This is a genomic window from Rhizobium vallis (assembly GCF_003985155.1).
GTDB lineage: Bacteria > Pseudomonadota > Alphaproteobacteria > Rhizobiales > Rhizobiaceae > Rhizobium > Rhizobium vallis.
Genome location: NZ_ML133686.1, coordinates 127,475 through 152,803, shown reverse-complemented (window position 1 = coordinate 152,803; position 25,329 = coordinate 127,475). Strand labels below are relative to the sequence as shown.

General features: G+C 63.3%; 19 protein-coding genes, 2 pseudogenes and 1 riboswitch. Of the genes and pseudogenes, 9 read left to right on the top strand and 12 right to left on the bottom strand.

The annotated features are described in order from the left end of the window. Positions 1–138: 138 nt before the first annotated feature. The 6 genes from cbiB to EFQ99_RS00740 all read right to left on the bottom strand — a co-directional run bounded on the left by cbiB (position 139) and on the right by EFQ99_RS00740 (position 6,135). Positions 139–1,119: an adenosylcobinamide-phosphate synthase CbiB gene (cbiB, locus tag EFQ99_RS00765; protein ID WP_126918762.1), complete on the bottom strand. Its 981-nt coding sequence runs from the start codon at positions 1,117–1,119 to the stop codon at positions 139–141. Next, positions 1,116–2,159, bottom strand: coding sequence for a threonine-phosphate decarboxylase CobD (gene cobD, locus EFQ99_RS00760; protein WP_126918761.1), 1,044 nt, complete (start codon positions 2,157–2,159; stop codon positions 1,116–1,118). Before cobD ends, cbiB begins: the two co-directional genes overlap by 4 nt. Next, positions 2,156–3,463 (bottom strand): cobyrinic acid a,c-diamide synthase CobB, encoded by a 1,308-nt coding sequence (locus EFQ99_RS00755; RefSeq protein WP_126918760.1) that lies wholly within the window; start codon positions 3,461–3,463, stop codon positions 2,156–2,158. The genes cobD and EFQ99_RS00755 overlap by 4 nt, the downstream gene beginning before the upstream one ends. Continuing rightward, a complete protein-coding gene (gene cobA, locus EFQ99_RS00750; RefSeq protein WP_126918759.1) occupies positions 3,460–4,299 on the bottom strand; it encodes a uroporphyrinogen-III C-methyltransferase in 840 nt (279 codons plus the stop codon). Before cobA ends, EFQ99_RS00755 begins: the two co-directional genes overlap by 4 nt. 338 nt (positions 4,300–4,637) lie before the next feature. Continuing rightward, positions 4,638–5,588, bottom strand: coding sequence for a nucleoside hydrolase (locus EFQ99_RS00745; protein ID WP_126918758.1), 951 nt, complete (start codon positions 5,586–5,588; stop codon positions 4,638–4,640). Between the two features lie 127 nt (positions 5,589–5,715). Beyond that, positions 5,716–6,135, bottom strand: coding sequence for a cobalamin biosynthesis protein (locus tag EFQ99_RS00740; protein ID WP_126918757.1), 420 nt, complete (start codon positions 6,133–6,135; stop codon positions 5,716–5,718). 98 nt (positions 6,136–6,233) lie between these two features. Between EFQ99_RS00740 and EFQ99_RS00735 the strand changes: the two genes are divergently transcribed. From EFQ99_RS00735 to EFQ99_RS00725, 3 genes are all read left to right on the top strand, one after another. Beyond that, complete coding sequence (locus EFQ99_RS00735; RefSeq protein WP_126918756.1) at positions 6,234–7,019, top strand: TSUP family transporter; 786 nt, start codon at positions 6,234–6,236, stop codon at positions 7,017–7,019. 104 nt (positions 7,020–7,123) lie between these two features. Further along, on the top strand, positions 7,124–7,489 hold the full coding sequence (locus tag EFQ99_RS00730) for a nuclear transport factor 2 family protein (protein ID WP_126918755.1): 366 nt from the start codon (positions 7,124–7,126) through the stop codon (positions 7,487–7,489). Beyond that, on the top strand, positions 7,489–8,283 hold the full coding sequence (locus tag EFQ99_RS00725) for a helix-turn-helix domain-containing protein (RefSeq protein ID WP_126918754.1): 795 nt from the start codon (positions 7,489–7,491) through the stop codon (positions 8,281–8,283). Before EFQ99_RS00730 ends, EFQ99_RS00725 begins: the two co-directional genes overlap by 1 nt. Positions 8,284–8,286: 3 nt before the next feature. Here EFQ99_RS00725 and cobO read toward each other — a convergent pair whose 3' ends face one another. The 4 genes from cobO to cobU are packed head-to-tail and all read right to left on the bottom strand — an operon-like array spanning position 8,287 to position 14,544. Then, positions 8,287–8,919, bottom strand: a complete 633-nt coding sequence (gene cobO, locus EFQ99_RS00720; protein ID WP_126918753.1) for a cob(I)yrinic acid a,c-diamide adenosyltransferase — start codon at positions 8,917–8,919, stop codon at positions 8,287–8,289. Then, complete coding sequence (gene cobN / locus EFQ99_RS00715) at positions 8,916–12,959, bottom strand: cobaltochelatase subunit CobN (protein ID WP_126918752.1); 4,044 nt, start codon at positions 12,957–12,959, stop codon at positions 8,916–8,918. Before cobN ends, cobO begins: the two co-directional genes overlap by 4 nt. Positions 12,960–12,968: 9 nt before the next feature. Further along, positions 12,969–14,015, bottom strand: coding sequence for a cobalamin biosynthesis protein CobW (gene cobW, locus EFQ99_RS00710; RefSeq protein WP_126918751.1), 1,047 nt, complete (start codon positions 14,013–14,015; stop codon positions 12,969–12,971). 4 nt (positions 14,016–14,019) lie between these two features. After that, positions 14,020–14,544, bottom strand: a complete 525-nt coding sequence (gene cobU / locus EFQ99_RS00705) for a bifunctional adenosylcobinamide kinase/adenosylcobinamide-phosphate guanylyltransferase (protein ID WP_126918750.1) — start codon at positions 14,542–14,544, stop codon at positions 14,020–14,022. A gap of 456 nt (positions 14,545–15,000) precedes the next feature. Next, a riboswitch (cobalamin riboswitch) is annotated at positions 15,001–15,391 on the bottom strand. A 256-nt stretch (positions 15,392–15,647) separates the two neighbouring features. Between cobU and EFQ99_RS00700 the strand changes: the two genes are divergently transcribed. Next, on the top strand, positions 15,648–17,438 hold the full coding sequence (locus tag EFQ99_RS00700) for a chloride channel protein (RefSeq protein WP_126918749.1): 1,791 nt from the start codon (positions 15,648–15,650) through the stop codon (positions 17,436–17,438). 21 nt (positions 17,439–17,459) lie between these two features. Here the strand turns inward: EFQ99_RS00700 and EFQ99_RS00695 are convergent. Further along, a pseudogene (locus EFQ99_RS00695) lies at positions 17,460–18,548 on the bottom strand (adenylate/guanylate cyclase domain-containing protein). Positions 18,549–18,793: 245 nt separating this feature from the next. On the opposite strand from EFQ99_RS00695, the pseudogene EFQ99_RS00690 reads away from it, so the two are divergent. The 5 genes and pseudogenes from EFQ99_RS00690 to EFQ99_RS00665 form a co-directional block, all read left to right on the top strand. Continuing rightward, positions 18,794–19,615 (top strand): annotated as a pseudogene (locus tag EFQ99_RS00690) (P1 family peptidase); the annotation flags it as partial. 51 nt (positions 19,616–19,666) lie between these two features. Continuing rightward, the gene (locus tag EFQ99_RS00685; protein WP_126918748.1) at positions 19,667–20,587 is read left to right on the top strand and encodes a LysR family transcriptional regulator; all 921 of its coding nucleotides are present in this window, start codon (positions 19,667–19,669) and stop codon (positions 20,585–20,587) included. Positions 20,588–20,735: 148 nt separating this feature from the next. Further along, on the top strand, positions 20,736–22,265 hold the full coding sequence (locus tag EFQ99_RS00680) for an ABC transporter substrate-binding protein (protein WP_208722704.1): 1,530 nt from the start codon (positions 20,736–20,738) through the stop codon (positions 22,263–22,265). 365 nt (positions 22,266–22,630) lie between these two features. Continuing rightward, a complete protein-coding gene (locus EFQ99_RS00670; protein WP_126918746.1) occupies positions 22,631–23,578 on the top strand; it encodes an ABC transporter permease in 948 nt (315 codons plus the stop codon). Between the two features lie 3 nt (positions 23,579–23,581). After that, positions 23,582–24,445 carry an ABC transporter permease gene (locus tag EFQ99_RS00665; RefSeq protein WP_126918745.1) on the top strand — a complete coding sequence of 288 codons (864 nt, stop codon included), beginning with the start codon at positions 23,582–23,584 and terminating at the stop codon, positions 24,443–24,445. A gap of 18 nt (positions 24,446–24,463) precedes the next feature. Here EFQ99_RS00665 and EFQ99_RS00660 read toward each other — a convergent pair whose 3' ends face one another. Beyond that, positions 24,464–25,321: a C40 family peptidase gene (locus EFQ99_RS00660; RefSeq protein WP_126918744.1), complete on the bottom strand. Its 858-nt coding sequence runs from the start codon at positions 25,319–25,321 to the stop codon at positions 24,464–24,466. Positions 25,322–25,329 lie beyond the last annotated feature (8 nt).

Below are 25,329 nucleotides of genomic sequence, written 5' to 3'. Positions count from 1 at the left end.
GTTCGACCATCGTTTCCTCTCTACCGTATCGGAGCACTTATGCGGCAGTTGTTTGGGGAAACCATCGCGCCCAGCCGATCTCCCTCCTTGTGGGGGAGATGCCCGGCAGGGCAGAGGGGGGTAACCCCACGGCACACCCTACAAGAAACACAAAAACAACCCGAACGTCAGGCCGGCGAGCACCATGCAGCTCGCATGAAACACCGATATTCCGTCCTCGATGTCGCGCGATGTCGCAACGTCGCGGCCGGCATTGTTGATCATCGGCTCCGCCACGACGACGCCGCCATAGATGCGCGGGCCGGCGAGCTGGACGTTGAGCGCCCCGGCCATTGCCGCTTCCGGCCGGCCGGAATTGGGCGAGCGGTGCAGGCCGCCGTCGCGCATCGCCACGCGGATCGCCTCGCGGCAGGCGCTCGTGCCCCGCCGAAGCCAGGCGCCGGCGGCGATCAGCAGGATCGAAAGCCGGGCGGCCGGCCAGTTGGCGAGATCGTCGAGCCGGGCCGAAGCCCAGCCGAAATCGATGTATTTTTCCGATTTGTGGCCGATCATCGAATCGGCCGTGTTCAGCATCTTGTAGGCAAGCAGCCCCGGCAGGCCGAACACCGCATACCAGAGTGCCGGCGCCACGACGCCGTCGGAGAAATTCTCCGCAAGGCTTTCGATCGCCGCCCGGCAGACGGCCGGCTCGTCCAGTGTCTCGGGATCGCGCCCGACGATGCGGGAGACGGCGGCCCGACCGCCGGCAATCCCCTCGTCGCGAAGGGCGGCGGCAACGGCCAGGACGTGATCGGCAAGGCTTTTCTGCGCCAGGAAAATCGCCACGAGCCCGGTTTCGAGCACGATGCCGATGGGGCCGAAGAACGCGAAGAAGCGGTTGAACACGATGCCTGCGACGACGGCCAACAGAAGCAGCGCCAGAATGGCGCCAACACCGTTCATCCGGCGCCGAGCCGCCTTCAGGCTCGCATTGTTGAGCTTTCGGTCGGCAAAGGAGATCGCCTCGCCGAAGATGGCGACCGGATGCGGCAGCTGCGACCACAGCCATTGCGGATCGCCGACGATCCGGTCGAGCAGCAGCGCCAGAAGCAGCACGAGAAGGTTTTCGTCGATCGTCATCGCTCAAATCTCTGAAGGGCTTCACCAAGCCGCCTGTCGGCCGCCGGATCGGGAGCAAGCCCGAAACGCAGCCAATCCGGCGCATAGTCGAACTTGCGGACGAGAATATGATGGCGGCAGAGATGCGTGTAAATATCGCCGGCTCTCGCATCGGCGACAAGGCTGAAAAGCGCCGTTCCCCCTGCCGTCCGCAATCCGGCGGCCGCCAGTGCGCCATGCAGGCCGGCGCAACGCTCATCGATACGGCTGCGGATCGCGGAAACGTCCGAACGAAGCAGCGAAGCAGCCAATGACTGTGCCGGACCGGAGACCGCCCAGGGGCCGAGCCAATCCTCGAAGCACGCGAGAATATCGTCACGCGCAATCACGAAGCCGAGCCGCAGCCCGGCAAGTCCGAAGAACTTGCCGAAGGAACGGAAGATCACCAGGTTGGAAAGTTCGTGCGCGCGCGCTGCGAGACTCAGCGTCGGATCGGTATCGCCGAAGGCCTCGTCGACAACGAGAAACCCGTTTGCGGCCTTCATCCTGTCGTGAAGGCCGAGCAGCACGTCAGCCGGCCAAGCGCGCCCATCGGGATTGTTCGGATTGACCACGACCGCAAGCCGATGCTCGGCTCCGATCGCGGCGATATCACCCACCGCATCGACGACAAAACCGGCCGAGGCGAAAGCCCGCGCATATTCCCCATAGGTCGGAGATACCACGGCAACCCTGTTGTCCGTCACGGCGACCCTGTCGTCCGTCACGACGACTTTGCTTCCCTGCCGAACCAGCCGCGGCAGAAGCTGAATCACCGATTGCGTGCCAGGCACCGGCAGCGGCAGGATTTCACCGCTGCCATAGTGATTCCGCGCAGCTACCCTTGCCTCATCCATGAGATGCCTGTCCGGCAGGCGGTGCCAAGCCCTTGCCGGGATCTCGGGCAGGTCGACGGGGCACGGATTGATGCCCGTGGAAAGATCGAGCCAGTCCTCCGGCTTGCCGCCGAAAGCAGCCGCAGCGGCGGTGATGCCGCCGCCATGGGCGATCGGTGCGCTCATGCGGCCCCTCCGGCGAGGTCGATCAAATGCATGTAGGAGCCCGCCACCTGATCGCGCCGGAGCCCGGCGGCACCGAGATCGGTCCCGAGCGCATCTTGCGTCGCAAACAGCCGCTTCCCCTCGCCCTCGGAGACAACGGTGGAATAGTGGAATTCATGCGCCGTCATCGTCCGGGCAAAGAAAGCGCCGTCGAGCGGCATGACACGGCGATAGCCGAGATGACGCTTTCGCTCGGCATAGCTGGTGACGACAGGCAGCAGCCCGAGCATTTCGTGGCGCCGCCCCTCCGCGTCGATCAGCCCGTCGCCGAGCACCATGTAACCGCCGCACTCGCCATAAATCCTGATGCCCCGCGCTGCCGCATCGAGCATGCCGGCGCGGAAATTCTGCGCCCCTGCCAGCCGCCCGGCATGCAGCTCGGGATAGCCACCCGGCAGATAGATCGCATCGGCATCGGCGGCGGGCTGTTCGTCGGCAAGCGGCGAGAAGAAGGAAATAGCAGCCCCGCGCCGCCGCCAGCCGAGCAGCATATGTTCGTAGGAAAAGGCAAAGGCGATGTCGCGCGCCACCGCGATGCGGGCGCCGAGCGGCATCAGCCGGTCGATATTGGCGGCCGACGGCCGGTTGAGCCCCTGCCTTGCAATGCGCAGCAGGAATTCGAAATTGCATTCCTCCGAAACGCCATCCGCCGCATGGTCGATGAACTCTTCCAGCGTTGCATGTTCGCCGGCCTGCACGAGCCCGAGATGGCGCTCCGGCAGCGAAAGCGCCTTGTCGCTACCGATGACTGTGATAACCGGCATACGGATGGCCTCGAGCGCCTGGCGCAGCATCGCCTCATGCCGTTCGCTGCCGACCTTGTTGAGGATGACGCCGGCCACGCGCACATCGGCACGGAAACCGGCAAACCCGGCAACCAGCGGCGCCACCGACTGAGACATGCGCGAGGCATCGATGACGAGCACCACGGAAAGCCCGAGTTGGGCGGCAAGATCGGCCGCCGTGCCCCGCCCGTCGGCGGCTCCGTCGAAAAGCCCCATCATTGCCTCGATGACGAGGATGCGATCGCCCGAGCGATGGAGGGCCGCATTGGCCGAGATCAGTTCCGGACGCATCGCCCAGGGATCGAAATTCAGGCAGGGCGTGCCGTTCGCCGCCGCATGGAAGGCGGGATCGATATAATCCGGCCCTGCCTTGCCGGGCGCGACCGCGACACCGCGGCGACGAAGCGCCCGGAGCAATCCGAGCGTCACCGTCGTCTTGCCGGCGCCAGAGGAAGGGGCTGCGATCAGGAGGCCGCTCATGCCCTCACCTTGCCGGATCGGCCGAACGGATCGGGTTGCAGGCGCCGTCCAGACAGCGCACCGAGCCAATCGAGCGAACCTCTGAGCCGCACCACCTCGCCGACGACGACCACTGCAGGCGGTTCGAGCCCGGATGCGGCGACGGCAACAGGCGCTTCGCCAAGCGTCGTCTCCAGCACCTGCTGCCGGCCGGTGGCGGCATTGCAGACGAAGGCGACCGGTTCAGTCGGCGGCCGGCCGGCAGCGATGAGATTGGCGCTGATTTCGGCGATATGCTTCATCGCCATGTACATGACGATGACAGGCGAGCCCCGACCGATCGCATCCCAGTCGATCCTGTCGGGCACGATGCCGGAGGAATCATGGCCGGTCAGGAAAGTCACGGCATGGTTGATGTCGCGATGCGTCACCGGAATGCCGGCATAGGCCAACCCGCCAATGCCGGCGGTGATGCCCGGCACGATGCGGAAGGGAATATTATGCTCGACCAGCGTCAACGCCTCCTCGCCGCCGCGGCCGAAGACGAAGGGATCGCCACCCTTCAGCCGCAGCACCCGCTTGCCGGCCCGCGCCAGCTCCACCAGCCTGAGCGAGATGTCGCGCTGTTTCGCCGAAGGCTTGCCGCCGCGTTTGCCGGCATATTCGAGTTCCGCGCCGGGGTGCGCGAGCTTCAGGCATTCCTCGTTAACAAGCGCGTCATGGACGATCACATCGGCCTCGGCCAGTCCCTTGGCGGCAAGCAGCGTCAACAGCCCGGGATCGCCTGGGCCCGCTCCAACAAGCCAGACGCTGCCCGGCTCCAGCGCCGGAAGATGAGAGAATGCGCTATTCAACATTTTGTTGATCTAGGCCCAGCAAGGGGCAAGGTCAACGCCGCCGGCACCGCCTCACTCGAAGTTGCTGACATGATGGTGATTCACTTTGCGAGCAGGTGGATTCGATTTGGTAGAAGAGCCATGTAACAGCATGAATATATTATAATATTATCGACATGAACGACCGCTTACTGCCGCCCTTCGGTTTATCGGCAAGCCTGCCTTTTTTTCTCGACGTCATCCCAGGCCTTGTGCCGAGGATCTGCTACGCATCGACCTGCGGAAGATGCTTGGGGCACAAGCCCGAGCATGACGAAAGAGGCGTTGGCCGACCGCGATGCAGTCGGCCCTCAACTCAATCACACCGCAAGCAGCGTATCGCGAATGAGGCCAATTACCTTCTCCGACTCGATTCCCGTGGCAACGACCTGGCTCGGCAGGCCATCCCAGTCACCCGGCGGGAAGCGGCAGCCATCCGGCTTGACGATCGTTTGCCCGTCGGCGATGCCGCCGCAGACGACGCGCACCGCACCCGTGATCGTGGTGAAAAGCTCGGGCGCCACGACGTAGACGCAGGCGCAGCTGTCATGCACCATCATGCCGTCCTCGACCGCGTGCTTGTAGAAATCGATGTAATGCTGCGACAGCGCGTCGAGCTGCTTGACCGCCTGGTCGCCCTTGGCAGCGATGTCGCCGAGATAGCTGCGGCTCATCGTCGTGATCGAGGTGACGTCAAGGCCGATGACGACGACCTTCCACGGCGCGGTCATGACGATATCGGCGGCTTCCGGATCGCCGTGGATATTGGCTTCGGCAACCGGCGAGACATTGCCCGGCACATAGAAATTGCCGCCCATGATGACAACGTCCTTGACCAGCGCCGCAATCCCGGGGTCTTCCTTCAGCGCCATTGCCAGATTGGTCATCCGTCCGACGGCCACCAGCCTGATTTCGCCGGGATTGGCGCGCACCGTGTCGATGATGAAGCGATGCGCCGGGCGCGGATCGAGCGGCAGGTCGATCGTCTCGGGCACCTCGAAATTGCCGAGGCCGTTGTCGCCATGCACCATGGCCGGCCATTCCCGCTCCGCGCGCGCAGGATCGATGGTGATGCTGGCGCCCTTGGCGACCGGTGCCGCAATATCCCATTCGCGCTTGAGGAAAAGCGCATTGCGCGTCGTCGTCTCGACCGAGGCATTGCCGAAGACGGTGGTGATGCCGATCAGATCGATCTCGGGATGACGGTGCAGGAAAAGAAGCGCCATGGCGTCATCGACGCCCGGGTCCGTGTCATAAATGACCTTGTGCATGATTATCCTCTACAGAGCAATTCCAGCAAAAGTGCGTGAGCGGTTTTGCGTCCGGAATTGCGTTGAACAAAGATGTGATTCGCTGGCCGCCGGACGGCGCCGCGATGTGGCGTCACCATAACGTCCGTCAGGCTTTCTGCAACCCGATGCCGGCAATCGCCGCCGTCGCATGGGTGGATTTGATCTTGCCGAGCATCAGCTCCGCATCCGCGCCAAGTGCGGCAAGTGCTGCCGATTCCGCCACGCCGTGGCAGCCGACGCTGATAAAGACGATCTCGGAGGGATTTTTAAGCCGCGGTGTTTCCTCTTCTAGCCGCGCAGCATCGAAGAAGACGGCGGGCACGGCAAAATGGCTTGCAACAGCAAGGATCGCCGCCTCCTGCCTGCGGCTGTCGATGGAGGCAACGGCCGCAAGCTCTGCCGCGCCGATGCCGGCTGCTTCAAGCGCCTCGATTGCCAGCGTCAGCACCTCGGCAGCCGGCGTCCCGCGCTCGCAGCCAAGCCCGAGCACATGGCGGCTGATCCTATCGAAGGGAATGTCGCTCATGGAAGCCGTTGAATACGCGCCGGTGTGTCATCGCAGCCATTGCAGCTTGGCGCGGCAAATGCAACAAGGCCGGCCGAAAGCCTTTCGGGAATACCGTCTTGCCTGACATTGCCCTCCATCTGCTCCTGCTGCTCTGCGCCGCTGCCTTCTTTGCCGGTTTTGTCGATGCCATTGCCGGCGGCGGTGGCCTGATCACCGTCCCCGCCATGCTGATTGCCGGCATACCGCCGCTGCAGACGCTCGGCACCAACAAGGTGCAATCGATCTTCGGCGCCGCCTCAGCCACGATCGCCTATGCGCGCAAGGGCCATGTCCAGCTTCAAGAACAGCTGCCGATGGCCCTGATGGCCGTCATGGGCGGAGCGATCGGCGCGGCGCTGGCGACGATCGTTCCCGGAGAGTTGCTGCAGGCGATCATGCCGGTGCTGCTGCTGGCGATTGCAATCTTCTTTGCCGTCAAGCCGAATCTCAATGACCTCGACAAACATCGTCTCATCACGCCCTTCGCCTTCGGCCTGACGCTGGTGCCGGCCATCGGCTTTTATGACGGCGTCTTCGGCCCCGGCACCGGTTCTTTCTTCATGCTCGGCTTCGTCACACTCGCCGGCTTCGGCGTGCTGAAGGCCACCGCTCACACCAAGCTTCTGAATTTCGGATCGAACCTCGGCGCGCTGATCGTCTTCGCAAGCTTCGGCGCGATCCTCTGGAAGATCGGCCTGCTGATGGGTGTCTGCCAGTTTCTCGGCGCGCAGCTGGGCTCACGGCTCGCCATGCGCATCGGCGCAAAGCTCATCAAGCCGCTGCTGGTGATTGTCTGCGTCGCCCTTGCAATAAAGCTGCTCGCCAACCCGGCAAATCCGCTGCGTGTCTGGCTCGGCATCTGACCGAGACCGCCTTCCATTACCTCTGACGTAATTGATAGGGTGCACCGCCTTCGCCCATGATCGCCCTGCCTGGAATTGACGGGCGATCAAAAGGAGATGACCCGATGAACGACGCAAAGACCACAGCCGAGCGCTACCTCGCCATCTGGAACGAGACGGATGCAGCGCACCGCCGCGCTCTCATCGCCGAGAGCTGGGCTGAAGCGGCAACCTATGTCGATCCGCTGATGCGCGGGCAAGGCCATGAGCAGATCAACTCGCTGGTCGAAGCCGTCCAGAGCCGCTTCCCCGGCTTCCGCTTCGAACTGATCGGCACGGCCGATGGCTACGGCGACAACGTGCGCTTCTCCTGGGGCCTCGGCCCTGAAAATGGCGAAGCGCTGATCAAGGGCACGGATTTCGCCGAGCTCGAAGACGGTAGACTGAAATCCGTCCGAGGTTTCATCGATCAATCGCCGGAAGCCGCCTGATGACGCCGACCGCCCGCTCTCTCGGAGATCACCTGCGCGAATGGCGCCAGCGCCGCCGCATGAGCCAGCTGGATCTCGCGCTCGAGGCCGATATCTCCCAACGGCACCTGAGCTTCATTGAGAGCGGGCGCGCGACCCCGAGCCGCGAGATGCTGCTGCATCTGGCCGAACGTCTTGATGTACCGCTCCGCGACCGAAACCCGCTGCTGCTCGCGGCGGGTTTCGCCCCGGTCTTTGCCGAACGCAAGCTGGATGATCCCGCCCTTGAGCCGGCGAGGCGCGCTATCGACATGGTGCTGAAGGGCCACGAGCCCTTCCCGGCCATCGCCATCGACCGTCACTGGACGCTCATTGCCGCCAACGCCGCCATCACGCCGCTGCTCGAAGCCGTTGCCGAGGCATCGCTCCTGGAACCACCGGTCAACGCGCTGCGCCTCAGTCTCCATCCGCAGGGCCTCGCACCTCAGATCGCCAATCTCCCGGAATGGCGCGCTCACCTCCTCGACCGGCTGCGCCAGCAGATATCGGTCTCGGGCGACCCGGTACTGGAAAAGCTGCTGAAGGATCTGCTCTCCTACCCCGCGCCCAAAGATGCATCTGAGCGCCATACCGACTTTGCCGGAATCGCCGTTCCCCTGCAGCTTTCAACCAAAGCCGGCCTTCTCTCCTTCATTTCAACCACGACCGTCTTCGGTACGCCCGTCGATATCACCCTGTCGGAACTGGCCGTCGAATCCTTCTTCCCGGCGGACGAGGAGACGGCCGCAATCCTGCGCGGCCATCTCGCCAACTGAAGATCAGAACTCCACGCCCGGCTGCCCCTTGATCCCGGAGCGGAAGGGATGCTTGATCAGTTCCATTTCGGTCACGAGATCGGCGACCTCGATCAGCTCGTCCTTGGCGTTTCGCCCTGTCAGGACCACATGCGTCATGGTGGGCTTCTCGGTCTTCAGGAATTCCACCACCTCGTTGATATCGAGATAGTCGTAACGCAGCGCGATGTTGATCTCGTCGAGCAGCACCATGGAATTGCGCTCGTCGCGGATCAGTTCCTTGGCCTTTTCCCAGGCCGCACCGGCGGCCGCGACATCCCGCGCCCGGTCCTGCGTCTCCCAGGTAAAACCCTCGCCCATCGTGTGGAACTGGCAGATATCCGAGAAATGCTTCTCGATCAGGTCACGCTCTCCGGTCCACATCGCACCCTTGATGAACTGCACGACGGCAGACGGCTTGCCATGGGCGATATGGCGGAAGATCATGCCGAAAGCGGCTGAAGACTTGCCCTTGCCCTTGCCGGTGTGGACGATGATCAGGCCCTTCTCATCCGTCTTCTTTGCCATGATCTTGTCGCGGGCGGCCTTCTTCTTCGCCATCTTCTCGGCGTGGCGGGCGTCGTCCTTTTCGGCTGTCTCTACTGGCTCATCACTCATGGCTGGCTGCCTGCTCTTTTTCTGGTTTCGTTGCGTTCACTGAGATCGAATTGCGCCGAGTTGCTGCGCGGCGTCCAGAGCTTGCGCTCGATTGCTTCCAGCAGCCGCCCCTTCATCTCGGAAAGCGCGGCCGGGTTCTTTTCGGCCATGAAATCGCGCACCCTGGGGTCGGCGACATAGGCCTGATAAACCGCCTCGAAATGATGGCTGCCGACGGCACCTGTCGTCGCCGCAAAGGCAAAGAGATAATCGACCGTCGCGGCAATCTCGAAAGCGCCCTTATAGCCGTGGCGCATGACGCCCTCGATCCATTTCGGATTGACGACACGCCCGCGTACCACGCGGCCGATCTCCTCCTCGAGAGAGCGTATGACCGGCTTTTCCGGCCTGGAATGATCGTTGTGATAGATCGCCGGCCGCGCGCCTGCCAGCGCTTCGGCTGCCGCCGCCATACCGCCTTCGAACTGGTAATAATCGTCGCTGTCGAGCAGGTCATGCTCGCGATTGTCCTGGTTCTGCACGACCGCCTGAATGGAGCGCAGCCGCTCCTCGAAGACCCCGCGCTCGGCCTTGCCCTCCTCGCCCGCGCCATAGGCATAGCTGCCCCAGACGAGATAGGCTTCGGCGAGATCGGCCCGACGCTCCCAGCCCTTCTCGTCGATCAGCGCCTGCAGGCCGGCGCCATAGGCGCCAGGCTTCGACCCGAAGATGCGATAGCCGGCCCGCTTCGCCGCCGCCTTCTCATCGAGCCCAGCGGCAGTGAGCCGCGCTGCCTCACCGCGCATGCGCCCGGCTATCGGATTGTCCGCGGCATCCTCCTCCAACGCGCCGACGGCGCGGATCGCCTTGTCGAAGAGCGCGATCTGCTCCGGAAAAGCATCGCGGAAGAAGCCGGAAATGCGCAGCGTCACATCCACCCGCGGCCGCCGCAGCATGGCCTGTGGAATGATCTCATAGCCGGTGACCCGCCGCGAGGCCATGTCCCACACCGGCTTGACCCCGATCAGCGCCAAAGCCTGGGCAATATCGTCACCGCCGGTACGCATGTTCGACGTGCCCCAGGCTGTCAGCCCGAAGGAGACAGGCCACTCGCCGTGATCCTGCACATACCGGCGGATCAGCAATTCCGCGGATTTCTTGCCCAGCTCATAAGCCGCCGGCGTCGGCACCGCGCGGCTATCCACCGAATAGAAATTCCGCCCCGTCGGCAAGACGTCAGGCCGCCCGCGCGTCGGCGCGCCGGAGGGACCGGGCGAGACGAAACGGCCATCGAGACCGCGGAGCAGACCGGTGATTTCGGCCGGACCGCAGGCAAGGATCGAGGGCTTGAGGCGGACTTCGATTTCGTCGAGCACGGCTCTGGTTTGGGACCAGTGGGTTGGGCAGTCGATTTCGCCGGAAACAAGCTTGGCGGCGAGCAGCTCAATGCGCTCGACCGTATCGCCGCTCGTGCGCCAGGGGGCGTCGAGTAGGTCGGTGAGGATTGGCGGTCTTGGGCCGGCCCAAGGGGCGGCCATGTCGCAGTCGAGAGGGTCGAAGAAAGACCCCTCCCCAACCCCTCCCCACAGGTGGGAGGGGCTTGCCGGGCGCGCCGGCTCGCTATCAACTTTGGTCTCGGAGATTGCCGCAAATTCAAGGGTAAGTCCCTCCCCCTTGTGGGGAGGGGTTGGGGAGGGGTTTTTCAGCAAATCCCCAGCAATCGCCCGCTGCAGACTCGCATCGCCACCCTCGCCCAGCCCACGCGGCACCCGTGCCAAGGCCACCGTCAGATCCGTCAGCAACCGCCCCTCGGGCGACACCCCAAACACATGCAGCCCATCACGGATCTGCATTTCCTTGAGGTCGCAGAGATAGGCATCGAGCTTCTTCAGCGCCTCACCTTCGCTCTCTCCCTTGGCAATGCCGGCATCGCGATCGAGTCCGATATCGGCAACCAGATCAAGGATCTGCCGGGACAGCAACCGGATACGCCTGGGATCCCCGCCCGACGCCTCGTAATATTCGTCGACCAGCGCCTCCAGGTCCTTCAGCGGTCCATAACTTTCGGCCCGCGTCAGCGGCGGCGTCAGATGGTCGATGATGACGGCAGCGGTGCGCCGCTTGGCCTGCGTGCCCTCGCCGGGATCGTTGACGATGAAGGGATAGAGATGCGGCAGCGGCCCGAGGATCGCCTCGGGATAGCAGGTCTCCGACAGCGCCAGCGCCTTGCCCGGCAGCCATTCCAAATTGCCGTGCTTGCCCATGTGAATGGCGGCATCGGCGCCGAACTCTTCGCGCAGAAAAGCATAGAAGGCGAGATAACCGTGCGGCGGCACGAGATCGGGCGAGTGATAACTGTCCTTCGGATCGATATTATAGCCGCGCGCCGGCTGGATGCCGATCAGCAGCCCGCCGAAACGGGCAAAGGGCAGCGCGAAACCGCCCTCGCGCAGGTAGGGATCGGCCTCGGGATCGCCCCAGCGGGCCGTTACTTCATCCTGAATCTGATTGGGAAGAGATACAAAGAAGCTCCTGTATCGACTCAGGGAAAGCGTCTCGCGAACGACCTTGCCGTCGAAGCCCGAATTGGTCGGCCCCAGCATCAGGTACCGCATCAGCGCATCGCCATCGGGGGGAATATCGGCAATGGGATAACCAGCCTTCTCCATCGCCCGCATCACCTCGACCGTGCCGGCCGGCGTATCGAGACCCACCCCATTGCCAAGCCGCCCGTCACGGTTCGGATAATTCGCCATGACGAGCGCAATCCGCCGCTGCGCCGCGGGCAACTGCCGCAGCCGCGCCCAATTGGCGGCAAGCGCGGCGACATAGCCCATGCGCCCGGCATCCGGTTCGCTGGAAACGATATTCGCTTCGACCGCAGCGTCGTAACGCGCCGCCGATTTGAAGGAGACGGCCCGCGACAGCACGCGGCCATCGACCTCCGGCAACGCGACATTCATGCCGAGATCTCGCGCCGACAATCCTTGCGAGGAAGCCGCCCAGGCTTCCCGCGACGAAGCCGAAAAGATCGCCTGCAGCACGACGGCGTCATTGGCTTCCAGCACCGTCGGCTCGCGATCGGCGCCAGGCGCGGAGACGGCAAAGCCCGTGGTGTTGATGACGACCTCGGGCTGGAGGTCGGAGAAGATGCTTTCGAGGATGCCCTTGGAGACCGGGTCCTTGAGACTGTAGGCGAAGACCGGCAGCGGGCGGAGGCCTTGTGCTTGCAGTGCCTTGATCAAGGCTTCGACGGGTTTGGTTTCGCCGCTCTGGACGAGGGCGCGGTAAAAGGCGATGGCGACAGTTGGTGCTGGCTGTCCCTTCTCCCCATCGGGGAGAAGGTGGCCCGAAGGGTCGGATGAGGGGGCCACCCCACAAACCTCGACATCGTGCTCCTGTTGCTCACTCCTTACGTCGTTCGCCCCCCTCATCTGCCCTGTCGGGCATCTTCTCCCCGCTGGGGAGAAGACCGAACCGACAAGCTCCTTCCACTCCTCAACCCCAACCAGCCCCCGCCCCGGCCACCAGATCCCCGCCTTCATCAACGGCGCAGCCGGCGCCGGTTTCTCCGCCCCCGAAAGCATCGCCGCCGCATAGGCAAGAAAACCCCGCGCATTGGCGTCCCCGCCTTCGATCAGATACCCCCACAACGCATTCAGATCCTCCAGCGCCACATTGGAAAACGGTGTCAACCCCGCATCCGGCTTGGAATCCCCCGGCAGTACCGCAATCAGCGCCCCATTCCGGGCCGCCACCGCATGCAGCGCCTCCAGCGCATAATGAAAATAGCTCGCCCCACCCAGCGCCCGCACGATGATCAGCTTCGCATGCCGCGCCGTCCGCTCGACATAGGTATCAACCGACATCGGATGCTTCAGGCTCATCAGGCTCGCAAGCCTCAGCGAATGCCCCACGTTACCGCCGGCATGCGCCGCGGCAATCGCCGCAAGCTCAGTGTCGGCGGCCGACAGGAACAGGATATCGCCCGGCGACTGGCCGAGGTCGATGGCCTCGTCCCCGTCGCTGATCGTTCCCTGTTGGGCCAGAAGCAGATGCATGTCTTACCCTCAGACGAGCGCTTCGATCGCCTTGCGCACCGCGTCCTGATCCATCTCATGCAGGCCGATGACGACAAGGCGCGTGCTACGAGCTTCATCAGGCGCCCAGGCCCGGTCGAAATACTGGTCGATGCGGGCACCCACGGCCTGCAGCTGCAGGCGCATCGGCTTGCCCGAGACATCGATGAAACCCTTCAAGCGCAGCACGTCATGCTCGGCGATGATGCCCTTCAGCTTCTCGACGAAACCTGATGTATCGGCGATGGCGCCAAGCTCGACGACGAAACTGTCGAATTCGTCGTGATCATGCGGCGCACCCTCTTCATGCTCCAGCTCGTGATGGGACTTGCGGTTGACGATATCGTCTTCCGTGCCGATACCGAGGCCGAGCAGCACGCTTGCCGGCACCTCGCCATTCCTCGCCTCGATCATCACGGGCTTGCGGGCGATGCGAGAAGCCACTTCGCTCTTCACCCGGCCGAGACCGTCGGCGTCGATCAGATCGGTCTTGTTGAGCACGATCAGATCGGCGCAGGTCAATTGATCCTCGAACAGTTCCTCGATCGGGCTTTCATGATCGAGCGATTCATCCTCGGCGCGCCGCGCATCGACGGCATCGTGGTCGTCGGCAAAACGCCCGGCGGCAACGGCGGCGCTATCGACGACGGTGATGACGCCGTCAACGGTGACTTCGCTTCTGATATCAGGCCAGTTGAAGGCGGCGACCAGCGGCTGCGGCAGGGCAAGGCCGGAGGTTTCGATGACGATATGGTCCAGGCGCTGCTCGCGCTCCAGCAGCTTGGTCATGGTCGGAATGAAATCGTCGGCGACGGTGCAGCAGATACAGCCATTGGTGAGCTCGATGATGTCGTCCTCGGTGCAGTTCTCCGCGCCGCAGCCCTTCAGCACGTCGCCATCGACGCCGAGATCGCCGAACTCGTTGATGATGAGCGCGATCTTCTTGCCGCCGGCATTGGTGAGCAGGTTGCGGATCATCGTCGTCTTGCCCGCGCCGAGGAAGCCGGTGATGACGGTTGCGGGAATTTTCTGCTGCATGGAACTAACCCTTCATTTTCAGCGGCAGGCCTGCCGCGATAAAATAGACTTCGCCGGCCTTCGCCGCGATCATCTGGTGCAGCCGGCCGGCATGGTCGCGAAACTCCCGTGCCATGCGGTTCTCAGGGACAATGCCCAGGCCGACTTCATTGGAAACGATAACGAGCTGCGCTTTCGCCTGCGGCAGCCAGGTCGCGAGTGCAACCGACTGGGCAACGATATCGCGCCCCTCCATCATCAGATTGGTAAGCCAGAGCGTCAGGCAGTCGACCAGGATCGCCCTACCCTCGCCATCGATGGCGGCAAGGCGTTCGGCAAGATCGAGCGGCTCTTCATGCGTGCTCCAGGAGGGACCGCGATCAGCCTTGTGCTGATCGATGCGCGCCTGCATCTCATCGTCCCAAGCCTGGCCGGTGGCGATGTAATGACGCTCGAGGCCGGTCGCAGTGATGAGGTTTTCGGCAAACCGGGATTTGCCGGAGCGGGCGCCGCCGAGGATGAAGACAGCGCTGGTTGGGGAGGCCGTCATGCGCAAACGGTCCTTTGATAAGATAGGGCACGCCGTGCCGCCCCCCTCATCCGACCCTTCGGGCCACCTTCTCCCCGCTGGGGAGAAGAGGGAGCAAGACGCGGCCTAAAACCGTCCCTCCAACCTCTGCGGAATGACAAGAAGCGAGGCGCTGCAACGATTCTCTTCTCCTCAGCGGGGAGAAGGTGCCGGCAGGCGGTTGAGGGGGTGAGCGGCCAAGCCGCGAATGCGCTGAGCGCAAGCGATGCGCAACAATGAAGGGCGTGCCGTGCCGCCGCCCTCATCTGATCCTTCGGACCACTGACTAGGGTTGAGCCCAGGGTCTCAACCCGTCCTTCGGACCCCCATTGGGGAGAAGATGGAGCAAGCCGCACCACCGAAGGCAGCGCCGAATTCAATCGTTCAGCCAAAACAACCTCCGTGCTGGCAGCGGGCCTCTTGCCCAGGGTTGGGCTTTTCGCCCGGCACGGGATGGCAGGTCTCCTGGCTCGCGGGTATCGGCACGATCGGGGCGGACCGGAAACCGGTCGCCCTGATCGTGCCGGCGGATCTGCCTCGCCTTCCCGGCTGCATCAGTGAAAAGGTGGACGATTCGTAGATTTAGAGGCGTCCGACCCCGGTTGATCACCATGCACTTCCAGTGGCTTTTCCGGCATATCGCCCATACCGCCCGCCTGCACCATTGCATGCGGACAAAAGGGGCTCGATGCCGGATGGAAGACCCTGACCGCTCTACAGTCGCGGGGTCGGCTGTGATGAAGGCGCCCGGCTTGGGTCCGCCTCGTCACATTCCCTTTTCATCCGGAAAGCGTAACGCCGATCCGGAACCATCCGTTATGTCAGGATGGTCAGCCGACCATCCGTTATGCCTGGGATGGTTAGGCAAGCTCAGGGGTGAAGTCAACCTGCCTTGGCGACCGCGGGATGGCCGCCCGGCCGACGGGCTTGCGCCAACACGACTTACTCTACCTAAATTATCGTCATTTATCAGAGACTTACGTCATAAATATTTATCGCCCTCGCCGGCTTTTCGCCGCAATTGCGTCGCATGCGGACTGCGCCTTCGCCCTTGACCGGGCCTCTCCCTGCCTAGTTGTCTAGCCATGCTTATGAAATTGGATCGGCGCCGTTTCCGCGCGCTGCGTGTTTTCCTCGACCCCGGCCGGCTGCGCGTCCTGACGCGACGCAGCGAAATCGGCTTGTCGCTAGCGGGCGCCGTCGTCGGCATCGCCTCGGGACTTGCCGTCACCGGCATGAGTTTCGTCTCGAATGAATTGCACCAGATGATCTTCGGCATCGCAGACAGCGAAAGGCTGAGCTCGTCTGACATCGACGACAAGCTGCTGCTGCTGACCGCTCCGGTCATCGGAGGCGCGCTGCTCGGCCTCCTGCTGTTCGTGCTGTCGAAACGGCGCAAGAAGCCGATGGTCGACCCGATCGAGGCCAATGCGCTGCATGGCGGCCGCCTGTCGCTGACCGACAGCATCATCGTCGCCGTGCAGAACCTGATCTCCAACGGTTTCGGCGCCTCGGTCGGCCTAGAAGCAGGTTATACCCAGCTTGCCGCCGGCATCGCCTCGAAATTCGGGCTGAAGCTGCAGCTTCGCCGCTCGGACCTGCGCATTCTTGTCGGCTGCGGTGCAGCGGGCGCCATCGCCGCCGCCTTCAACGCGCCGCTGACCGGCGCCTTCTATGCCTTCGAGCTGATTATCGGCACTTATACGATCGTGTCGCTGACGCCGGTCGTCACTTCCGCCATCGTTTCGACACTCGTCGCAAGGTTGCTCGCAGAAGGCGATTTCACCATCGATATCGGCAGCTTCGGCTCGGTCGTGCCGGCCGACTATGTGCCCGCACTGCTGCTCGGCGTCTTCTGCGCCGGCGTCGGCATCCTCATCATGCAGGGCGTCGCCTTCATCGAGGAGGTGGCGCGCAAGAGTTCGATCGCTCCGGCCTTCCGTCCGGCGCTGGGCGGCATCATCGTAGGCCTTCTGGCGATGATCTCGCCGCAGGTGCTTTCGGCCGGCCACGGCGCGCTGCATCTCAACCTGTCGCGCGATGTCGCGATCCCGGCGCTGATCGGCCTCTTCCTGTTGAAATCGCTCGCCTCGGCGATTTCGATCGGCTCCGGCTTCAGGGGCGGCCTGTTCTTCGCCTCCCTGTTCATGGGCGCACTGCTCGGCAAGCTCTTTGCATATTGCGGCCCCTATTTCGCCGCGACGACCCTGACGCCCGCCATCTATGCCGTGGTCGGCATGAGCTCGCTTGCCGTCGCCGTCATCGGCGGACCACTGACGATGACCTTTCTCGCGCTCGAAATCACCGGCGACTTCCCGATCACCGCGCTGGTGCTCGCCGCCGTCATTACCTCCTCGCTGGTCGTGCGCTCGACCTTCGGCTACTCCTTCGCCACATGGCGCTTTCACCTCCGCGGTGAAAGCATCCGCAGCGCCCACGACGTCGGCTGGATCCGCAACCTGACGGTGGACAAGCTGATGCGATCAGACGTCAAGACGGCCAAATCAGGCATCTCGCTGGAAGAGTTCAAGAAGGCCTTCCCGATCGGTTCGACCCAGCGGGTCATCCTCGTCGAGGAGAGCGAAAAATATGCCGGCCTCGTGCTGGTGCCTGAGATTTACGCCAATCCGACCGACGCCCAGGACGAAGGCAAGGCGCTTGCCGATTTCGTCCGTTACCGCAACGACTTCCTGCAGCCGCAGATGAATGCGAGGCAGGCGGCGGCGATCTTCGACAAGAGCGAAAGCGAAGCGCTCGCCGTCGTCAACAACCTGATCGAACGCAAGGTGGTCGGCCAGCTCAGCGAAAGCCATACGCTGCGCCGCTACAGCGAAGAGCTCGACCGCCGCCGCCGCGAAGTATCAGGCGAGATCTGAGCGGACGCTTCAGCACTGCAGTTATTCAGCAGCATCGGCGAGCCTGAAGACATCAGCCCGCTTCGAAACCCCGCGCAGTTCGAACGATCCGAGATATTCGCAAGGCGCAGCGCAGGTCGTCGCGAAGCTCTCCGACATCAACAGAGGTTGATCGAGCGTGCCGCAGAGCTTTTCAAGCCGCGAGGCCTCGTTGACCGCCCTGCCGATCACCGTGAAATCGAGCCTGCCATGGGCGCCCACATTTCCGTAGAAAACCTCGCCGAGATGCAGCACGACGTCGACACCGATATCGGGGCCGCCATTGCCCGTCCGTTCGCGATTGAGCGCCTCGTTTGCTTTCAGCAGGCTCTTTGCCGAAGCGAGTGCCGCCCGGCAGGCCTACTGCGGATCGTCCGCGTCCGTCGGGAAGATCGCCAGCACGCTGTCGCCCATGAACTTCAGGATCTCGCCGGAATTTTCTTCGACATGCCGGTCGATCAGCTCGAAATGCTCGTTCAGAAAACCGACGATCTCTTCGGGCTGATAGACCTCGGTCAGAGCCGTGAAATTCCTGAGGTCCGCCAGCAGGATCGCGGCATTGATGGAGCCGCCCGTCCCCCGCTGGGTCTCGCCGGCCAGGATACGCGCGCTCGTCCTGGCGCCCGTATAGACGGCAAGGATATCGGTCGCGGTCTTTGATGCCGCCACGCGGTAGGCCGCAAGCCCCAGCGCCGGGAAAAGCTCTTCGATAGCAGCCAGTTGTTCATCGGAAAATCCGCCGGGCACGTCGCTGGTCAGCGAAAAACCGAGCCCGCGCAGCGCAACCTCTTTCGGGAATTCGAAAAGGCTGATCACATGATCCGTGCCCCCGGCGAGCGCGAATTCGCGGAGCTCGCTATAGTCGAGACCCTCGCCTCTCTCCAGGCTCCATCGCCCTCGTCTTTCGCCGCGGTTCAAAAGATAGAATATCGGCGTCTCCTCGAAGATCCGCTCGCTCGCAATGCCGTGTTCGGCAATTTCGATGGTCGTGACGCCGCCCCTGATGAAATTGGCCGCGATACCGCGATACATGGGATGGATGGACGGCATTCGGATGCTTGCCCGCCAGATCGGAAATCCCTCGGCGATCAGCCGTTCGCATAGGCCGGCCACGAGGTCGCCAATATGCTCGCTGGTGATTCCCTGCTCTATAAGCCAGTTGATATGATCGTTAATTTCTAAAACCTCCGCATCGGGCCGAGAGCCGGAGAAGCCGTTTTCACGATCGAGGCCCGGCACCGGGAACCGCAGGACAGGCGCTGAAAAAGCCATGCCGCGCATGCCACTCATTAGCCTGCTTCGCCTCGCGATACTACTCCCAGGCGAATGAGGGCATGATGACCGTCAATACAGTCGATGCCTTCGTGCTCTCGGGCGGCTCCGCCTTCGGGCTCGACGCCGCAGGCGGCGTGCAGGCGGGCCTGCGCGAACTCGGCCGCGGCTTTGCGGTTGGAGCGGTCAAGGTCCCGATCGTGCCGCAAGCGATCCTGATGGATCTCCTGAACGGCGGCGACAAGGATTGGGGGCTTCACTCGCCCTATCGTGACCTGGGTTATGCCGCGGTGAAGGCCGCCGCCAAGGGCGCATTCGCGCTCGGCACAGTCGGCGCCGGCGCCGGGGCGACGACCGCTACTTTCAAGGGCGGCCTCGGCTCGGCGAGTGCCGTCAGCAGCGCCGGGCATCGCGTCGCGGCCATCGTCGCGGTCAATGCGCTCGGCTCGGCGACGATCGGCGAAGGACCGCATTTCTGGGCAGCCCCCTTCGAAAAAGACGGCGAATTCGGCGGGCTCGGCATGCCTGCGGCGGCTGATCACGGGATGCGGCTGAAGGGAATGAGCGGACCTGCGACGACGATCGGCGCTGTCGTGACCGACGCGCAGTTGACGAAGGCCGAAGCGCATCGGCTTTCGCTTGCCGGCCATGACGGCCTCGCCCGGGCGCTGTTGCCGGCGCACCTGCCGCTCGATGGCGACACCGTCTTTGCCGCGTCGACGACCAGGCATCCAAGAGACGACATGGCGAGCCTGATGGAGCTTTGCCACCTCGCCACCATCGTCATGGCACGGGCGATCGCCCGCGGGGTCTATGAGGCAACCGCCCTTCCGGTCGAAGGCGCGCAGAAGGCATGGCGTGACCGCTACCCGAACACGGCTGATTGAATAAGGTCGGACCCGGACAGATCGAATATGCCGAATGGCGGAGAGACGTGAATGCAGATCCGGGCGCTGATGTATTTCGACGAGCTGGTCAGGACCAATTCGATGCGCCAGGCTGCCGAGAACCTCAATGTCGCGCCGACGGCGATCAGCCGGCAGATCGAGAACCTCGAAGATCATTTCGGCGCGCCGCTCGTCGAACGCAGCGCCCGCGGCGTCAAGCTGACGGCGGCGGGCGAACTGCTCGCCGCTCGTGCCGGCCGGACGCTGCGCGAACTCGATCATGTGCAGCAGCTGATCGAAGACCTGAAGGGCCTGGAGCGCGGCCATGTCAGCATCTATGCCAATGGCGCTACCGTCACCAATCTGCTGGCGCCGGCACTTGCGGAATTCAGCCTGAAATATCCGAAACTGCGCTTTACCGTGACGATCGCCAGCGCGCGACAGGCGGTTGATGCCGTCAGCAGCGCCGAGGCGGATATCGCGGTGACGCTGTTTGCGCCTGCCATCTCCGGCACCAAGGTCCGGCTGCGCTCCGAGATCGCCTATGATCTCATCGTCACGCCGCAGCATCCGGCGGCGACACTTGCCGAAATACCCCTCCGAAAGCTCGCCGACTACGCACTGGCGCTGCCGGAACAATCCTTCGGCTTTCGTCAGGCCTTCGACGCGCTGATTGCGAAGGAGGGGCTAAGCCTCGATCCTGTCTTCGTCACGAGTTCGCTGGAGATGCTGAAGGAACTCGTGCTCGGCGGCGCAGCAGTTACCTTGCTGCCGGCACTGACCGTCCGGCGCGAAATCGAAGCGGGTCAGCTCAGGGCCATTCCGCTCGCCGGCAGGAAAGGCATACGCACCCATGTCGACCTCTGCGTCGCACCGGACCGGCAGCTGTCCTTCGCCGCGACGAAGCTGATCGACTTCATCGAGACGTTCATGCACGACAGCACGAACCGCCGGGCCGACACGAAAGACTGAGGCTTACGGCTTGCATTGTCCGTGAATTTGATGTGTAGCTTTTTCGGCTACACTGAGCGCATAAAATCGCGAATATGTGTACACTGAGATAGCGCCGCTTTTTCCGCAAAGGGCCTTCGCCACCGAGCGCGACCGGGCAGAGGACATGATGATCAAGGTTTCACTTCTGCCTTCGGCGCGTTTCATCCGGCAACTTTCCCTTGGGGCAGCGCTTTCGACCGGCTTCCTGATGGCGGGGATGACGCCATCCGAGGCGGCGAAGACCAGCCTCAATCTTGGCATGAGCGTCGAGCCGACCGGCCTCGACCCGACGATCGCCGCACCGGTGGCGATCGGCCAAGTCACCTGGCAGAACGTCTTCGAGGGGCTGGTAACCATCGATCAAACCGGCAAGGTCCAGCCGCAGCTGGCGAAAAGCTGGGAGATTTCTCCCGATGGCCTGACCTATACGTTCAAGCTGCAGACCGGCGTCAAATTCCATGACGGCGAAGTCTTCGATGCCGCCGCCGCCAAATTTTCGCTCGACCGTGCCCGCGGACCGGATTCGGTCAATCCGCAGAAACGCTTCTTCGCTTCGATCGCCTCGGTCGATACACCCGACGCCCAAACGCTGGTGCTGCATCTCTCGGCACCGACCGGCAGTCTGATCTACTGGCTCGGCTGGCCGGCCTCGGTGATGGTTGGGCCGAAGACAGTTGCCGACGACAAGGTGACGCCCGTGGGCACCGGTCCGTTCAAATTCGCCGGCTGGGCGAAGGGCGACAAGGTCGAACTCGCTAGAAACGCCGATTACTGGAACAAGGATGCGGCCGCCAAGCTCGATAAGGTGACCTTCCGCTTCATTGCCGATCCGCAGGCGCAGGCAGCAGCGTTGAAGTCCGGCGATCTCGATGCCTTCCCGGAATTTGCGGCACCCGAACTGATGAGTTCCTTCGACGGCGATGCACGGCTCATCACCAAGGTCGGCAATACCGAGCTCAAGGTCGTTGCCGGCATGAACAATGCCAAGAAGCCTTTCGACGACCAGCGTGTCCGCCAGGCGCTGATGATGGCGATCGACCGCAAGACGGTGATCGACGGCGCATGGTCCGGCCTCGGCACGGTGATCGGCAGCCACTACACGCCGAACGATCCGGGCTACCAGGATATGACCGGCGTGCTTCCCTACGATGTCGAGAAAGCGAAGGCGCTGCTCACTGAAGCCGGCTATCCCAACGGCTTCACCTTCACGATCAAATCGCCGCAGATGGCTTATGCGCCGCGCAGCGCCGAAGTGATGCAGGCGATGTTTGCCGAGATCGGCGTGACGATGAATATCGAGCCGACGGAATTTCCAGCGAAATGGGTCCAGGACGTCATGAAGGACCGCAACTTCGACATGACGATCGTCGCCCATGCCGAACCGCTCGACATCGATATCTATTCGCGGGACCCCTATTATTTCAATTACAAGAATCCTGTTTTCAATGCGCTGATGAAAAAGGTCCAGGAGACGACCAACCCTGCGCAACAGAATGCGATCTACGGCGAAGCACAGAAGATCCTCGCCGAGGACGTGCCAGCGCTCTACCTCTTCGTCATGCCGAAACTCGGCGTCTGGGACCGACACCTCAAGGGGTTATGGGAGAACGAGCCGATTCCTTCCAATGTGCTGTCTGGGGTTTCGTGGGACGAGTGAGACTGGCGGGCCCCCAGTGGGATGGTTGGTACGACGTGGGGCTAGGGAACATCCGACATGCATTTGGCCGATATCGCGCGCAGCCGTCTCCCTCCCTCACCAAGTCGGTTCAACCAGGGCGGACATTGTTTGGTTCTGCTGGCGAATGGCATTCCTGACGTGAGCGCCGTGAAGGGCTCCTTCCGCACACTCCGCCCTCCGTCATGCTCGGCCTTGAGCCGAGCATCCACACCACATCCACCAGTAGCCATGGCATGGATCCCAGGCTCAAGGCCTGGGATGACGGAGAGTGAGGTTGGCGTTCTCGCCAAACTCGCAGCCGATGCCCCCGGTAGCCGCCGTGCCATCTCGGCAGCGTGGACCTCATGATCACCCTCCTCGCCCGCCGCTTCGCCGGTCTCATCCTCACGCTTCTGATCGTCTCGCTGCTGATCTTCGCCATCATGGATCTCCTGCCCGGCGACGCCGCTTCGATCATGCTCGGCACCTCTGCAAGCCCGGAGACGTTGGCGTCCCTGCGGCATGAATTGGGGCTCGACCAGCCACTGATCCTCCGTTACGCGCAGTGGCTGGCCGGCGTGTTCTCCGGCGATCTCGGGCAGTCTTATACTTATGGCGTACCGGCGGCGGGGCTGATCGTCGAGCGGCTGGCGGTGACGCTGCCGCTGGCGCTGATGGCGATCGTGCTTTCGGTGGCGATCGCCTTGCCGCTCGGCGCGTTGGCGGCCTCCCGGCGCGGCGGCGTCTTCGATATCATCGCAACGCTCTTTTCGCAGATCAGCATCGCCGTGCCGGCCTTCTGGCTGGCGCTGCTCCTGATCATTCTGTTTTCGACGATGCTCGGGTTGATGCCGGCCGGCGGCTTCCCGGGCTGGAGCGCCGGGCTTCTGCCGGCATTGCAGGCACTTGTGATGCCGGCTGTCGCGCTCGCAATGCCGCAGGCCGGCGTATTGACACGCGTGGCGCGCTCGGCGGTGCTCGATATATCGCACGAGGATTTTGCCCGCACCGCAATGGCCAAGGGGCTTTCGCGCAACGCCGTGCTGTGGCGACATATCCTGCCGAATGCGCTCATCCCGATCCTCACGGTGATCGGGCTGCAATTCACCTTCCTTGTCGCCGGCGCGGTGCTGGTGGAAAACGTCTTCAACTTGCCCGGCCTCGGGCGGCTTGCTCTTCAGGCGCTCTCGCAGCGCGACATTATCGTAATGCAGGACGTGGTGCTGTTTTTCGCAAGCCTCGTCATCGTGATGAATTTCATCGTCGACCTCTCCTATCTCGCGATCGATCCCAGGTTGAGAAGGACGGGATGAAGCATGGCTCCGTTCTTTCCCACCTCAATCGCCAGCCGACGCCGGCGCTTTAAATTTAGCCGACGAATAAACCTGATCTCGGGAGCAGTCATCCTCGGCTTGCTGATCGCCGTCGCATTGTTGTCGCTTGTCTGGACACCGCTGCCGCCTGCGAAAATGCGGATCATCCACAAATTACAGCCACCGCTTGCCTTCGGCCTGCTCGGCACGGATCAGTTCGGCCGCGACGTACTTTCGATGCTGATGATGGGGTGCTGGAATTCGCTGTCGATCGCCATCACCGCGGTTGCGATCGGCGGGACGCTCGGCTCCATCGCCGGCATTTCGGCGGCAGCGGTCCGCGGCCCCTTCGAAGCGTTGCTGATGCGCATCTGCGACGTCATCTTCGCGCTTCCGCCGATCCTGTCGGCGATGGTGCTCGGCGCCTTTCTCGGGCCGGGGCGGTTCACCGCGATCACCGCGATTGCCGTCTTCATGATCCCGGTCTTTGCCCGCGTGACGCTCGCAACCGCGTTGCAGACCTGGAGCCGCGATTATGTGACGGCGGCACGCGCGATCGGCAACACGCGCCTGGCCATTTCGCTGCGCCACGTCCTGCCTAATATCATGAGCCAGATCATCGTGCACGGCGCGATCCAGCTCGGGCTCGCAATCCTCACCGAAGCCGGTCTCAGTTTCCTCGGCCTTGGCATGGCGCCGCCGGCGCCAAGCTGGGGCCGGATGCTTGCCGATGCGCAGACCTATCTGGCGCTGGCGCCATGGCTGGCGATCCTGCCCGGCCTTGCCATCGCGCTTGCCGTCTTCGGCTTCAACATGCTCGGCGATGGATTGCGCGATCTTCTCGACCCACACCAGGCGAGCCGCTGATCCCTTCCCCGAGGACTGTCAGACGATCGGGCGGCGGTAGCCGGTCGGCTGCTCGTAGAGCCAACCGATGCGTTCAACGGCGGCCTCGAAATTCTCGCGCGCCACCGTCATGCTATGGCCGTTAGCATGGAGGATCGTTTTCGGGTCTTCGAAGACGGCGACATGTCCCTTCCAGAACACCAGGTCGCCGCGGCGGATTTCGGCGCGGTCGATCGGAACGCCGAGGCTTGCTGCCTGCATGTCGGTATCGCGCGGCGCCTTCCTGCCCGTCATCAGCATCGCAAGCTGGACGAGGCCGGAGCAATCGATGCCGAGGCCGGAACGCCCACCCCAGAGATAGGGCGTCTCCAGGAAGCGGGCTGCGATATCGACGTAATCGGCGCCATCAAGCGCGCCGATCGGCTGGACGTGCTTGGCGAAGATCGCCGTTCCGTCTTCAAGCACGACGTAGCGATTGCCGCGCGCTTCCGCCTCGCCCGTTATGTGAACGCGGCTTCCCATCGAGACGATGCCCTTGTGGGGTTTACGCAGTTCCGGTTCCGAATAGACGAAGGTGCGCTGCACGGTGACGATATGGGTCGGTGTCGGCTTGCCTTCGCAGAGCGCTTCGGCCTCGACATAACCGACATAACCGTCCGAGACAGCCTTCACCCAGCACCAGCCGCCGGCACGCTCGAAAACCGTGACGTCCTCGCCGAGAAGCAGTTCCGTATCGATGCCGCGTGCAAGGTCCGGTTCGGGGCGCAGGGCTATGACCGGAACGGCGACGCGGGCCGGCGTGCCCTCCACGAAGCGTGAAGCCTTCACCTTGCCTTCGAGCCCCGCTTCCGCAAGGTCCGGCCTATAGGCATGCAGGCGGCGGTCGAGCATCGTCATTTGCATTC

Excerpts from the sequence above, each read along its gene's own strand:
- cobU (WP_126918750.1), bottom strand. The coding sequence starts at position 14,544 with ATGACGGCCTCCCCAACCAGCGCTGTCTTCATCCTCGGCGGCGCCCGC.
- EFQ99_RS00745 (WP_126918758.1), bottom strand. The coding sequence starts at position 5,588 with ATGCACAAGGTCATTTATGACACGGACCCGGGCGTCGATGACGCCATG.
- EFQ99_RS00670 (WP_126918746.1), top strand. The coding sequence starts at position 22,631 with ATGATCACCCTCCTCGCCCGCCGCTTCGCCGGTCTCATCCTCACGCTT.
- EFQ99_RS00660 (WP_126918744.1), bottom strand. The coding sequence starts at position 25,321 with ATGACGATGCTCGACCGCCGCCTGCATGCCTATAGGCCGGACCTTGCG.
- EFQ99_RS00740 (WP_126918757.1), bottom strand. The coding sequence starts at position 6,135 with ATGAGCGACATTCCCTTCGATAGGATCAGCCGCCATGTGCTCGGGCTT.
- cobD (WP_126918761.1), bottom strand. The coding sequence starts at position 2,159 with ATGAGCGCACCGATCGCCCATGGCGGCGGCATCACCGCCGCTGCGGCT.
- cbiB (WP_126918762.1), bottom strand. The coding sequence starts at position 1,119 with ATGACGATCGACGAAAACCTTCTCGTGCTGCTTCTGGCGCTGCTGCTC.
- EFQ99_RS00665 (WP_126918745.1), top strand. The coding sequence starts at position 23,582 with ATGGCTCCGTTCTTTCCCACCTCAATCGCCAGCCGACGCCGGCGCTTT.
- EFQ99_RS00755 (WP_126918760.1), bottom strand. The coding sequence starts at position 3,463 with ATGAGCGGCCTCCTGATCGCAGCCCCTTCCTCTGGCGCCGGCAAGACG.
- cobN (WP_126918752.1), bottom strand. The coding sequence starts at position 12,959 with ATGCATCTGCTTCTGGCCCAACAGGGAACGATCAGCGACGGGGACGAG.
- cobO (WP_126918753.1), bottom strand. The coding sequence starts at position 8,919 with ATGAGTGATGAGCCAGTAGAGACAGCCGAAAAGGACGACGCCCGCCAC.
- EFQ99_RS00725 (WP_126918754.1), top strand. The coding sequence starts at position 7,489 with ATGACGCCGACCGCCCGCTCTCTCGGAGATCACCTGCGCGAATGGCGC.
- EFQ99_RS00685 (WP_126918748.1), top strand. The coding sequence starts at position 19,667 with ATGCAGATCCGGGCGCTGATGTATTTCGACGAGCTGGTCAGGACCAAT.
- cobA (WP_126918759.1), bottom strand. The coding sequence starts at position 4,299 with ATGTTGAATAGCGCATTCTCTCATCTTCCGGCGCTGGAGCCGGGCAGC.
- EFQ99_RS00700 (WP_126918749.1), top strand. The coding sequence starts at position 15,648 with ATGCTTATGAAATTGGATCGGCGCCGTTTCCGCGCGCTGCGTGTTTTC.
- EFQ99_RS00730 (WP_126918755.1), top strand. The coding sequence starts at position 7,124 with ATGAACGACGCAAAGACCACAGCCGAGCGCTACCTCGCCATCTGGAAC.
- cobW (WP_126918751.1), bottom strand. The coding sequence starts at position 14,015 with ATGCAGCAGAAAATTCCCGCAACCGTCATCACCGGCTTCCTCGGCGCG.
- EFQ99_RS00680 (WP_208722704.1), top strand. The coding sequence starts at position 20,736 with ATGATCAAGGTTTCACTTCTGCCTTCGGCGCGTTTCATCCGGCAACTT.